This window comes from Halorhodospira neutriphila (assembly GCF_016584055.1).
Classification (GTDB): Bacteria; Pseudomonadota; Gammaproteobacteria; order Nitrococcales; family Halorhodospiraceae; genus Halorhodospira; species Halorhodospira neutriphila.
The window spans coordinates 1-11,958 of the sequence record NZ_NRSH01000068.1; the positions used below are offsets into that span (position 1 = coordinate 1).

The following is an 11,958-nucleotide window of genomic DNA, read 5'->3' on the forward strand; positions in this document are numbered from 1 at the left end:
CTCCGGCGGCGCGGAGCCGGCCGCCGCCGGCGCCTTCCCCCTGCCGCCGGGGGAGCTGCTCGACGAGGCGCCGGAGGCGACCGGCGGCTACTCCGAGGAGGCCATCGAGGCGATGTCCCGCCAGGTCGAGGAGCGGCTCCGGGAGTTCGGCGTCCAGGTCCAGGTCGAGGCCGTCCAGCCGGGGCCGGTGATCACCCGCTTCGAGGTCCAGCCGGCGGCGGGGGTGAAGGTCCGGCGCATCTCCAACCTCGCCAAGGACCTGGCGCGGGCGCTGTCGGTGATCTCGGTGCGCGTCATCGAGGTCATCCCCGGCAAGTCCACCGTCGGCCTCGAGATCCCCAACGAGAAGCGCCAGGTCATCGCCCTGTCGGAGATCATCCGCTCCAAGGCCTACACCGAGAGCGACGCGCCGCTGACCGTGGCCCTGGGCAAGGACATCGGCGGCAACCCGGTGACCGCGGACCTGTCGAAGATGCCGCACATGCTCGTCGCCGGCACCACCGGCTCGGGCAAGTCGGTGGGCATCAACGCCATGATCCTCTCGCTGCTCTACCGCAACGCCCCCGAGCAGGTGCGGCTGATCATGGTCGACCCGAAGATGCTCGAGCTCTCGGTCTACGACGGCATCCCGCACCTGCTCGCCCCGGTGGTCACCGACATGAACGACGCCGCCAACGCCCTGCGCTGGTGCGTCGCCGAGATGGAGCGCCGCTACCGGCTCATGGCCGCGCTCGGGGTGCGCAACCTCAGCGGCTTCAACCGCAAGGTGCGCGAGGCCCGCCAGGCCGGCGAGCCGCTGCGCGACCCGCTGTTCGACAGCGGCGACGCCGCCAACGCCAGCCTCGACGAGGAGGTGCCGCAGGCCCCGGAGCTCGAGGAGCTGCCGCAGATCGTCGTCGTCGTCGACGAGCTCGCCGACATGATGATGATCGTCGGCAAGAAGGTCGAGGAGCTCATCGCCCGGCTCGCGCAGAAGGCGCGGGCGGCGGGGATCCACCTGATCCTCGCCACGCAGCGCCCGTCGGTGGACGTCATCACCGGCCTGATCAAGGCGAACATCCCCACGCGGCTCGCCTTCCAGGTCTCCTCGAGGGTCGACTCGCGCACCATCCTCGACCAGCAGGGCGCCGAGGCGCTGCTCGGGCACGGCGACATGCTCTTCGTGCCGGCGGGCAGCGCCATGCCGCAGCGCGTCCACGGCGCCTTCGTCACCGACGCCGAGGTCCACCGGGTCGTCGACCACCTCAAGCAGGTCGATGAGCCGGAGTACGTCGAGGAGATCCTCAACGGCAGCAGCGAGACCGCCTCGCTGCCCGGCGTGCCGGGGGAGAGCGGCGGCGGCGAGGGCAGCGGCGGCGGCGACGAGTCCGACCCGCTCTACGACGAGGCCGTGAAGATCGTCACCGAGACCCGCCGGGCCTCCATCTCCGGCGTCCAGCGCCGGCTCAAGATCGGCTACAACCGCGCCGCGCGCCTGGTCGAGGAGATGGAGACCGCCGGGGTCGTCGGCCCCCTGCAGTCCAACGGCGGCCGCGAGGTCCTCGCCCCGCCGCCGCCCGACGCCTGAGCGCCCCCGCGCAGAGAGGAGAGCGGCATGCACCGCGACCGAGTTGCCCCCATCCTGATCGCCCTGCTGATCGCCGCGGTGGCGACCCCCGCGGCAGCGGCCAGCGAGGCCCTCGAGGCCCTCCGGGACTACTACGCGCAGGTGGAGACCCTCCAGGGCGAGTTCGAGCAGACCACCCGTGACGACCGCGGCGAGGTGGTGGAGCAGAGCGCAGGGACCTTCGCCATCGACCGCCCGGACCGCTTCCGCTGGTCCTACGCCGAGCCCTTCCCCCAGGAGATCGTCGCCGACGGCGACCGGCTCTGGGTCTACGACAAGGCCCTCGCGCAGGTGACCGTCCGGCCCCAGGGGCAGGCGCTCGGCTCGGCGCCGGCGCAGCTGCTCGCCGGCGACTACGCCGGCCTGGAGGCGGCCTTCGCGATCGAGGCCGAGGCGGACTTCGTGCGGCTGACCCCGCGCGAGGAGGGCCAGGCCTTCGTCGAGGCGCGCCTGCGCTTCGACGGCGAGCGGCCCACGGCCCTGGAGATCGACGACGCCCTGGGCCAGACCACCCGCGTGGCCCTCTCGGCGCTGCAGGTCAACGAGCCGGTCGACGAGCAGCGGCTGCGCTTCGAGCCGCCGGAGGGGGTGGACGTCTACCGCGGCCGGGTCGGCCAGGGGAGGCCGTGAGCGCCGACGCGAGCACACCGCTGGCCGAGCGGCTGCGGCCGCGGCGGATCGAGGAGCTCACCGGGCAGGGCCACCTCCTCGGCGAGGGGCGGGCGCTCGCCGAGAGCGTCGCCGCCGGCCGGCCCCACTCGATGGTCCTCTGGGGGCCGCCGGGCAGCGGCAAGACGACCCTGGCGCGGCTCGTCGCCGAGCACGCCGCGGCGCAGCTGCTCACCCTCTCGGCGGTCAGCGCCGGGGTCAAGGAGATCCGCGCCGCCATGGCCAGCGCCGCCGAGGCGCGCGAGGGCGGCCAGCGCACGGTGCTCTTCGTCGACGAGGTCCACCGCTTCAACAAGGCGCAGCAAGACGCCTTCCTGCCCTACGTCGAGGACGGGACCGTGGTCTTCGTCGGCGCCACCACCGAGAACCCCTCCTTCGAGCTGAACAAGGCGCTGCTCTCCCGGGCCCGGGTCTACGTCCTCCGCGCCCTCGACGAGCCGGCCCTCGAGGCGCTGCTCGACCGCGCCCTGGCCGACGCCGAGCGCGGCCTCGGCGAGCGCGATCTCGACGTCGACGCCGAGGCGCGGGCGCTGCTGCTGCACGCCGCCGACGGCGACGCCCGGCGGCTGCTGACCACCCTGGAGATCGCCGCCGACCTCAGCCCCGACGGGCGCGTCGACCGCGAGCGCGTGGCCGAGGCCGCCACCGGGGGCGGGCAGCGGCGCTTCGACAAGGGCGGCGAGGCCTTCTACGACCAGATCTCGGCGCTGCACAAGGCCATCCGCGGCTCGGACCCGGACGCCGGCCTCTACTGGCTGGCGCGTATGCTCGACGGCGGCTGCGACCCGCTCTACCTGGCCCGGCGGCTGATCCGCTTCGCCTCGGAGGATGTCGGCAACGCCGATCCCCGGGCGCTGCAGGTGGCGCTGGGCGCCGCCGAGGCCTACGAGCGCCTCGGCTCGCCGGAGGGCGACCTGGCGCTCGCCCACGCCGCCGCCTACCTGGCCTCGGTGCCCAAGAGCAACCGCGTCTACGCCGCCTTCCAGGCCGCCCAGCGCGACGTCCGGGCGCACGGCTCGCTGGAGGTGCCGATGCACCTGCGCAACGCCCCGACCCGGTTGATGAAGGAGCTGGGCTACAGTGACGGTTACCGCTACGCTCATGATGAGCCCGAGGCCTACGCCGCCGGGGTGCAGTACATGCCCGACGAGCTCGCCGGCACCCGCTACTACGAGCCCAGCGACCGCGGGCTGGAGCAGCGCATCCGCGAGCGCTTCCAGCGCCTGCGGGCCCGCGACTAGCGCGCGCCGCCCGGCGCGGCGGCGCCCCGTTCCAACCACCCGAAGAGCACAAGGAGAGCCGAGCACCCATGATCGACCCGAAGCTCCTGCGCAACGACCCGGAAGCGGTCGCCGCCAACCTCGCCCGGCGCGGCTTCGAGTTCGACGCCGCGGCCTACCGCGAGCTCGACGAGCGCCGCCGCAGCCTACAGCTCGAGGCGCAGGAGCTGCGCAACCAGCGCAACGAGCGCTCCAAGGCCATCGGCCAGGCGAAGCAGCGCGGCGAGGACATCGAGCCGCTCAAGGCCGAGGTCGCCGACCTCGGCGAGCGCCTCGAGCGCGCCGAGCAGGCCCTCGGCGAGGTCCAGGAGCGGCTCGAGGCGCTCCACCTGGAGCTGCCCAACCTGCTCGACGAGCAGGTCCCCGACGGCGCCGACGAGGCGGACAACGCCGAGCTGCGCCAGTGGGGCGGGATCCCGGTCATGGCCTTCACCCCGCGCGACCACGTCGACCTCGGCGCCGCGCTCGGCGGCATGGACTTCGAGGCGGCGGCGCGCATCGCCGGCAGCCGCTTCGTCACCCTCAGCGGCGATCTCGCCCGGCTGCACCGGGCGCTGATCCAGTTCATGCTCGACCTGCACACCGGCGAGCACGGCTACGAGGAGGTCTACGTCCCCTTCCTGGTCAACGCCCAGTCGCTGACCGGCACCGGGCAGCTGCCCAAGTTCGAGGAGGACCTCTTCCGCGTCGACCACGACCCGGCCTACTACCTCGCGCCCACCGGCGAGGTACCGGTGACCAACCTCGTCCAGCAGCGCATCGTCGAGGACGGCGAGATGCCCCTGCGCTTCGCCTGCCACACGCCCTGCTTCCGCGCCGAGGCCGGCAGCCACGGCAAGGACACCCGCGGCATGATCCGCCAGCACCAGTTCGAGAAGGTCGAGCTGGTCCAGGTGGTCCGGCCCCACGAGTCGTGGGCGGCCCTCGAGGCGCTCACCGGCCACGCCGAGGCCGTCCTGCGCCGCCTGGCGCTGCCGTACCGCGTGGTCTCGCTGTGCGGCGGCGACATCGGCTTCGCCGCGGCGCGGACCTACGACCTCGAGGTCTGGCTGCCGGGGCAGGAGCGCTACCGCGAGATCTCCTCGTGCTCGAACTTCACCGACTTCCAGGCCCGCCGGCTCAAGGCGCGCTGGCGCAACCCCGAGACCGGCAAGCCGGAGCCGGTCCACACCCTCAACGGCTCCGGCCTGGCCGTGGGCCGCTGCCTGGTCGCCATCCTGGAGAACTACCAGGAGGCCGACGGCCGGGTGAGCGTCCCCGAGGCGCTGGTGCCGTACATGGGCGGCAAGCGGGTGCTGGGGGCGTAGTGGCGAGGCGCGTGACCGGCCGGGCCGCCGCCGAGCGGCTGCGGGCGGACGCCGAGCGGGTGCGCCCGGAAGACCTCGGCACCGTGGTCCACCGCGCCGACGAGATCCGGGGCAAGGTGGCAGGGCGGGGCCCCCTCGGCCGGTTCATCAAGGACGTGCGGCTGATGCTCGCCCTGGTCCGGGACTACTGGCGCGGTGACTACCGCCAGGTCCCGTGGTGGGCCATCGCCGCCGTGGCGGCGGCGCTGCTCTACATCCTGAACCCCGTCGACCTGATCCCCGACTTCATCCCCGTCGTCGGCCATATCGACGACGCCACGGTGGTGGCCGCCTGCCTGCTGCTGGTCGAGCAGCAGCTCGCCGAGTACGAGGCGTGGCGGGAGGCCGCCGCCGTCGGGGACGACGGAGCGGAGCAGTAGGCCGCCGTAGGCCCGAGTCGGGCGCCAGGGCGGACTCCCCGCTCACGGGCGCGGGGGCGCCGCCGCCGCGAGCCGGGCGATGCGCCGGCAGGCGAGCCGGCAGACCGGGGCGTAGGCGAAGGCCCAGGGCGGGATCTCGAAGACGATGCGCCCGCCGCCGCCGGGGAGCGGATCGACCCGGTGGCCCGTCGCGGGGAGGCGGCCGACGCGCCAGCACCAACGCCTGCCCGGCTCGAAGGCGGTGATCTCGAAGGGCAGGCGCAGGCCGATGCCCGTCACGGTGATCCGCCCGGCCGTGCCCAGGTGGATGAAGCGCGTCGGCGAGGCCACGGCGCGGACGCTGGGCCCCCAGATCGGCCACTGCTGCGTATCGGTGAGGACCGCCCAGAGGGCCTCCGGTGAGGCCGCGGTGTCGAGGTGTACGTCCATCCGGCGCTCTTCGATGGGCTTGGTGCCGTAGGTGAAGGGGGGGGCGGTGGCCGGTGAGCCTACCGTCGAGCCTATCAGCGCTACTACAAGGTGGGGTGGATCGGCGCCGCTTGCGGGAGGTGCCGGCGATGGGCGGGCCGGTCCCGGGACCCCCGGTGCCGGCCCGCTGCCCTGCGCCGGCCGGCGCCTTACTCGTTCGCCAGCCCCAGCAGCTGCAGGAGGCTGAGGAAGAGGTTGTAGATGGCGACATACAGCGTAATGGTCGCCATGATGTAGTTGTCCTCGCCGCCGTTGACCATCTCGCTGGTCTGGTAGAGGATCAGCCCGCTCATCAGGAGCATGAACATCACGCTCACCGCCAGGGAGAGCCCCGGCATCTGCAGGAAGATCCCGGCCAGGCTGGCGAGGAAGGCCACCAGGATGCCGGCGAAGAGGAAGCCGCGCAGGAAGCTGAAGTCGCGGCGGCTGATCAGCGCGTAGGCCGACAGCCCGACGAAGATCCCGGCGGTGCCGCCGAAGGCGGTCATCACCGTCTGCCCGCCGTTGGGCAAGCCGAGGTAGGCGTTGATGATCGGCCCCAGCGTATACCCCATGAAGCCGGTCAGGGCGAAGATCGAGGCCAGCCCCCAGGCGCTGTTGCGTAGGTACTGGGTGAGGAACAGCAGCCCGAAGTAGCCGCCGAGGACGATAAAGACGTTCGGCCGCGGGGCGTCGGTGACCACGGCGGCGCCGGCGGTCACGGCGCTGAAGGCGAGGGTCAGCGACAGCAGCAGGTAGGTGTTGCGGATCAGGCTGTTGGTCGCCAGCACCTGCTGGCGGCCGCCGACGCGGTCGGTGGCCGCCGCCGCCCGGGCGTTGGTGTAGCGCTCGGTCATGGTCTCCCTCCTGGAAGCTCGTGCGGATGCTCTGGGTCGGTGGACGGGTCGGCCGAGCTAGCCGGCCAGCACGCCATTATCGATGAAGCGGCTATCGCAACGCTACTGCGAAGATTGATTCAAGGCAACAGCGGCCTTGCACCGGCACCGGAGAATGACTAGATTGGCAGCGCTGTCACCGCGGCCGCCGGGCCGCACGCCGGAGGAGAGAGCGCTTGAAGATCGTCTGCCTTGACCTCGAGGGGGTGCTGGTTCCCGAGATCTGGGTCAACCTGGCCGATCTGACCGGGATCGACGCCTTCCGCGCCACGACGCGGGATATCCCCGACTACAACGAGCTGATGACCATGCGCCTGGCCGAGATGGACCGCCACGGCCTGGGGCTGGCGGACATCCAGGCGGTGGTCGCCCGGCTCGAGCCGCTGCCGGGGGCGCGGGAGTTCCTCGACGGGCTGCGGACGGACTACCAGGTGGTGATCCTCTCGGACACCTTCTACGAGTTCGCCCGCCCGCTGATGGCGCAGCTCAACTGGCCGACGCTCTTCTGCCACAGCCTCCAGGTCAGCGCCGAGGGGCGGATCGAGGACTTCCGCATCCGCCTCGAGGACCACAAGCGCGCCTCGGTGCACGCCCTGCGCGGGCTCAACTTCCATGTCGTCGCCGCCGGCGACTCCTACAACGACACCGGCATGCTCGGCGCCGCCGACGCCGGCATCTTCTTCTGTCCACCCCCCGAGATCGCGGCGCAATTCCCGCAGTTCCCGGTCACCGAAGAGTACAGCGCGCTGCGCCAGGCCGTGGACACGGCCGCCTAGGCCGTCGAGCGGCGCCTGCCGCACGCGCGGGGAAAGGCCCATGCGAGTCGGCATCATCGCGGACACCCACGGCTTCCTCGACCCCCGGATCGCCGAGCGCCTCGCCGAGTGCGAGGTGGCGGTCCACGCCGGCGATATCGGCGGCGCCGACGTCCTCTGCGCCATGCAGCCGCGCGAGGAGGTGGCCGCCGTGCGCGGCAACGTCGACGGGCCGGAGACGTGGCCGGCCCACGAGGTCCACATGCTCGAGAACCTGCCCGAGCGGCTGACCCTCGATCTGCCGGGCGGCCGGCTCGCGGTGGTCCACGGCGATACCTACGAGCCGGCGAGCCGGCGCCACGAGCAGCTGCGCACGGTGTTCCCGTCCTGCCAGGCCATCGTCTGCGGCCACAGCCACGAGCTCATCGTCGACGACGCCCAGGCGCCCTGGGTCCTCAACCCGGGCGCGGCCGGGCGGGTGCGCGTCAAGGACGGCCCGTCGATGCTCCTGCTCGACTGCGACGAGGCGCACTGGGCCGTCGAGCCGGTGCGCCTGCCCCGGCGCAAGTACCGCGCCATCTCCGGGCGCGAGGAGTAGGCCCCGCCCTTGAGCCGCGTCCCCCCGTCGCTCGAGGCGCTCCGCGGGCGGATCGAGGCCGCCTTCGGCCCCGACCGGCCCGGGCTGCGCCGCCGCCTCGCCGGCCTGGAGCGCCGCGCCCGGCAGGGCAAGCCCTTCGACCGCGGCCGCGACCGCCTCGAGCGCGACCTCGCCACCTCCGAGGCGCGGGTCGAGCAGCGCCGGCGCAGCGGCCCGGCGCTCGCCTACGACCCCGAGCTGCCGGTGGTCCAGCGCCGCGAGGAGCTCCTCGAGGCGCTCGACGAGCACCAGGTCGTGGTCGTCTGCGGGGCCACCGGCTCCGGCAAGTCCACCCAGCTGCCCAAGATGGCCCTCGAGCTCGGCCTCGGCGCCCGGGGGCTGATCGGCCACACCCAGCCCCGGCGCATCGCCGCCCGCTCCCTCGCCGAGCGCCTCGCCGAGGAGACCGGCACCGAGGTCGGCGGCGCCGTGGGCTACAAGGTGCGCTTCACCGACCAGGTCGGCGAGGACAGCCGCGTGAAGCTGCTCACCGACGGCATGCTCCTCGCCGAGATCCAGTCCGACCGCCACCTCGACGCCTACGACACCCTGATCATCGACGAGGCCCACGAGCGCAGCCTCAACATCGACTTCATCCTCGGCTACCTCAAGCGCCTGCTCCCCCGCCGGCCGGATCTCAAGGTGATCGTCACCTCGGCGACCATCGACCCGGAGCGTTTCTCGCGCCACTTCGACGACGCGCCGGTGCTCGAGGTCTCGGGGCGGACGTACCCCGTGGAGCTGCGCTACCGCCCCTACGAGGAGCGCGACGGCGTGGAGCTGCCCCAGGCCGTGGCCGAGGCCGTCCACGAGCTCGCCGGCGAGGGGCCCGGCGACACCCTGGTCTTCCTGCCCGGCGAGCGCGAGATCCGCGAGTGCGCCGAGGCGCTGCGCAAGGACCCGCCCCGGGGGACCGAGATCCTGCCGCTCTACGCCCGGCTCTCCAGCGCCGAGCAGCAGCGCGTCTTCCACCCCGGGGGCGGGCGGCGGGTGGTGCTCGCCACCAACGTCGCCGAGACCTCGCTGACCGTCCCCGGCATCCGCTACGTGGTCGATTCCGGCCGGGCGCGGATCAGCCGCTACAGCCACCGCACCAAGGTCTCGCGGCTGCCCGTCGAGCCCATCGCCCAGGCCTCGGCGGACCAGCGCGCCGGGCGCTGCGGCCGCGAGGCCCCGGGCATCTGCATCCGCCTCTACGGCGAGGCCGACTACGCGGGCCGGCCGCGCTTCACGGACCCGGAGATCCTGCGCACCAACCTCGCCGGCGTCATCCTGCAGATGAAGGCCATGGGGCTCGGCGAGATCGAGCGCTTCCCCTTCGTCGAGCCGCCCGAGCGGCGCTACATCAACGACGCCCTGCGCCAGCTCTTCGAGCTCGGCGCCGTGGACGCCGCGCGCGAGCTCACCGAGCTCGGCCGGCGCCTGGCGCGCATCCCCGCCGACCCGCGCATCGCCCGCATGCTCCTCGCCGCCGAGGAGCGCGGGGTGGCGCGCGAGGTGCTGGTCATCGCCGCCGGCCTCTCCATCCAGGACCCGCGGGAGCGGCCCATGGAGGCGCAGGAGGCGGCCGACCAGGCCCACGCCCGCTGGCGCGACCCCAAGAGCGACTTCGCGGCCCTGCTGCGCCTCTGGGAGGACTACCAGGCGCAGCGCCGCGCGCTCTCCCGGCGCAAGCTCACGCAGTGGTGCCGCGAGCACTTCCTCGCCCCGCAGCGCATGCGCGAGTGGGCGGATATCCGCCGGCAGTTCGCCGAGATGCTCAAGGAGGCGGCGCCGCAGCGCGGCGGCTCGAGCGGCGAGTCCGCCGCAGGCGGCGCTCGCGGCGGGACACAGGCGGGCGACCGGGCCGCCGGGCAGGGGGAGGCGGAGGGCGCCGAGGCGCTGCCCTACGAGGCCGTCCACCGCGCCCTGCTCACGGGGCTGCTCGGCCAGGTCGCCTGCCACTACGAGGAGCGGACCTGGATGGGGCCGCGGGGGGTCAAGCTGCAGGTCTTCCCGGGCTCGGGGCTGGCCAAGCGCAAGCCGAAGTGGATCGTCGCCGCCGAGCTGGTGGAGACGCGGCGGCTCTTCGCCCGGACCGTCGCCGAGATCCGCCCCGGCTGGATCGAGGCCGCCGCCGGGCACCTGGTCTCGCGCAGCTACAGCGACCCCCACTGGGAGAAGCGGGCCGGGCGGGTCGTGGCCTACGAGCAGGTCAGCCTCTACGGGCTGACCCTCGCCTCGGGGCGCAAGGTCGACTACGCCCGCATCGACCCCGACGAGGCGCGCCGGATCTTCATCCGCGACGGCCTGGTCGCCGGCGAGATCCGCACCCGTGGGGCCTTCCTCGCCCACAACCAGGCCCTGGTCGACGAGGTCGAGCGCCTCGAGGCCAAGGCCCGCCGGCGCGACGTCCTCGCCGACGAGGAGCAGCTCGCCGCCTTCTACGAGGCCCGCATCCCCGGCGATATCCGCGACGCCGCCGCCTTCGAGCGCTGGCGCAAGCGCGCCGAGCGCCGCGACCCGCAGCGGCTGTACATGACCCGCGAGGCGCTGATGCGCCGCGACGCCGAGGAGATCAGCGAGGCGCAGTACCCCGACCGGCTCACGGTCCGCGGCGTCGAGATCCCCCTGGAGTACTGCCTCGAGCCCGGCAGCGAGCACGACGGCGTGACCGCCGTTATCCCCGTCGCCGCCCTCAACCAGCTCCCCCCGGAGGCCTTCGAGTGGCTCGTCCCGGGGCTGCTCCACGAGAAGGTCACGGCGCTGATCCGGGGGCTGCCCAAGGCGCAGCGCCGGCACTTCGTCCCCGCCCCGGAGTTCGCCCGCGCGGCCCTCGAGGCCATCCCCCGCGGCGAGGGCTCGCTGATCGACGCCGTCGCCCGGCACCTGCAGCGGATCACCGGCGTCGAGCTGCCGCCGGGGGCGCTGGAGGCGGTCGAGCTGCCGGCGCACCTGTGCATGGCCTTCCGCGTCGTCGACGCCGAGGGCGCCGTCCTCGCCGAGGGGCGCGACCTGCCCGCCCTGCAGGCGCAGCTCAGCGGCGCCGCCACCGAGCAGTTCGCCGCCGCCGGCGGGGGCGCGGCGGCGCAGTGGTACCGCGAGGGGATCACGCGCTGGGACTTCGACGAGCTGCCCGAGTCGGTGACCCTCGAGGAGGGCGGCGTCACCTACCGCGGCTACCCGGCCCTGCGCGACGAGGGCGACGCGGTGACCCGGCTGCTGCTCGACGCCCCGGAGGCCGCCGAGCGCGAGAGCCGCGCCGGGGTCCGGCGCCTCTTCATGCTGGCGCTGCCGCAGCAGGTCCGCGCCCTGCGCAAGCTCGACGAGCTCAAGGCCCTGCGGCTCAAGTACCGCGGCCTCGGCAGCGACGACGAGCTGCGCGAGGCGCTGCTGCGCGCCGCCTTCGACCGCTGCTTCCTCGGCGAGGGGCTGCCGCGCGACGCCGCCGCCTTCGAGCAGCGCCTCGCCGCCGGCCGCGGCGAGCTGGTGGCCACGGCGCAGTCGCTGTGCCGCGCCCTCGACGAGGTCCTGACCCGCTACCAGGCCCTGCGCAAGGCGCTCAAGCAGCTCAACAGCCCGGCGCTGCTCGAGAGCCTGCGCGATATCGACGAGCACCTCGGCAGCCTCGTCTTCCCCGGCTTCCTCGAGGCCCTGCCCGCCGAGCGCCTCGCCGAGCTGCCGCGCTACCTGCGCGCCCTCGAGCGCCGGGTGGAGAAGCTGCGCCTCGACCCGTCCAAGGACCGCGCGCCGCTGCGCACGGTGCGGCCCTGGCACGAGCGCGTCCACCAGCGCCTGGCCGAGCGGGCCGAGCGCAGCGCCCCGGACCCGACCCTCGAGCAGCTGCGCTGGCTCCTCGAGGAGTACCGCGTCTCCCTCTTCGCCCAGGAGGTGGGCGCCCGCGAGAAGGTCTCCGAGAAGCGGCTCGAGGCGCTCTGGCGGGAGGTCGCTTGACCCGGCGCA

General features: G+C 73.7%; 10 protein-coding genes. 8 read left to right on the forward strand and 2 right to left on the reverse strand.

Going from position 1 to position 11,958, the window contains the following annotated elements:
- The 5 genes from CKO13_RS07215 to CKO13_RS13000 all read left to right on the forward strand — a co-directional run.
- A partial coding sequence (locus CKO13_RS07215; protein ID WP_274600666.1) for a DNA translocase FtsK occupies window positions 1-1,567 on the forward strand: 1,567 nt, incomplete at its 5' end.
- Window positions 1,568-1,594: 27 nt separating this feature from the next.
- Entirely contained in the window at window positions 1,595-2,236 is a 642-nt protein-coding gene (gene lolA, locus CKO13_RS07220; RefSeq protein WP_200258713.1) for an outer membrane lipoprotein periplasmic chaperone LolA, read from the forward strand.
- The gene (locus CKO13_RS07225) at window positions 2,233-3,516 is read left to right on the forward strand and encodes an AAA family ATPase (RefSeq protein WP_200258716.1); all 1,284 of its coding nucleotides are present in this window, start codon (window positions 2,233-2,235) and stop codon (window positions 3,514-3,516) included. Before lolA ends, CKO13_RS07225 begins: the two co-directional genes overlap by 4 nt.
- Window positions 3,517-3,584: 68 nt before the next feature.
- Window positions 3,585-4,862 (forward strand): serine--tRNA ligase, encoded by a 1,278-nt coding sequence (serS, locus tag CKO13_RS07230; RefSeq protein ID WP_200258718.1) that lies wholly within the window; start codon window positions 3,585-3,587, stop codon window positions 4,860-4,862.
- The gene (locus CKO13_RS13000) at window positions 4,862-5,281 is read left to right on the forward strand and encodes a DUF1232 domain-containing protein (RefSeq protein WP_200258720.1); all 420 of its coding nucleotides are present in this window, start codon (window positions 4,862-4,864) and stop codon (window positions 5,279-5,281) included. Before serS ends, CKO13_RS13000 begins: the two co-directional genes overlap by 1 nt.
- Window positions 5,282-5,323: 42 nt before the next feature.
- Here the strand turns inward: CKO13_RS13000 and CKO13_RS07240 are convergent, their stop codons facing one another.
- Window positions 5,324-5,710 carry an SRPBCC family protein gene (locus tag CKO13_RS07240; RefSeq protein WP_200258722.1) on the reverse strand — a complete coding sequence of 129 codons (387 nt, stop codon included), beginning with the start codon at window positions 5,708-5,710 and terminating at the stop codon, window positions 5,324-5,326.
- A gap of 188 nt (window positions 5,711-5,898) precedes the next feature.
- The gene (locus tag CKO13_RS07245) at window positions 5,899-6,585 is read right to left on the reverse strand and encodes a Bax inhibitor-1/YccA family protein (protein ID WP_200258724.1); all 687 of its coding nucleotides are present in this window, start codon (window positions 6,583-6,585) and stop codon (window positions 5,899-5,901) included.
- A 215-nt stretch (window positions 6,586-6,800) separates the two neighbouring features.
- On the opposite strand from CKO13_RS07245, the gene thrH reads away from it, so the two are divergent.
- From thrH to hrpA, 3 genes are read left to right on the forward strand one after another with little or no spacing between them, the layout of a single operon-like run.
- A complete protein-coding gene (thrH, locus tag CKO13_RS07250) occupies window positions 6,801-7,400 on the forward strand; it encodes a bifunctional phosphoserine phosphatase/homoserine phosphotransferase ThrH (RefSeq protein ID WP_200258726.1) in 600 nt (199 codons plus the stop codon).
- Between the two features lie 40 nt (window positions 7,401-7,440).
- Window positions 7,441-7,977, forward strand: a complete 537-nt coding sequence (locus CKO13_RS07255; RefSeq protein ID WP_200258728.1) for a metallophosphoesterase family protein — start codon at window positions 7,441-7,443, stop codon at window positions 7,975-7,977.
- Between the two features lie 9 nt (window positions 7,978-7,986).
- On the forward strand, window positions 7,987-11,949 hold the full coding sequence (hrpA, locus tag CKO13_RS07260; protein WP_200258733.1) for an ATP-dependent RNA helicase HrpA: 3,963 nt from the start codon (window positions 7,987-7,989) through the stop codon (window positions 11,947-11,949).
- The last annotated feature ends 9 nt before the right edge of the window (window positions 11,950-11,958 follow it).

Coding starts and splice junctions, on each gene's coding strand:
- CKO13_RS07240 (WP_200258722.1), bottom strand. CDS start 5,710: ATGGACGTACACCTCGACACCGCGGCCTCACCGGAGGCCCTCTGGGCG.
- serS (WP_200258718.1), top strand. CDS start 3,585: ATGATCGACCCGAAGCTCCTGCGCAACGACCCGGAAGCGGTCGCCGCC.
- CKO13_RS07255 (WP_200258728.1), top strand. CDS start 7,441: ATGCGAGTCGGCATCATCGCGGACACCCACGGCTTCCTCGACCCCCGG.
- lolA (WP_200258713.1), top strand. CDS start 1,595: ATGCACCGCGACCGAGTTGCCCCCATCCTGATCGCCCTGCTGATCGCC.
- CKO13_RS07245 (WP_200258724.1), bottom strand. CDS start 6,585: ATGACCGAGCGCTACACCAACGCCCGGGCGGCGGCGGCCACCGACCGC.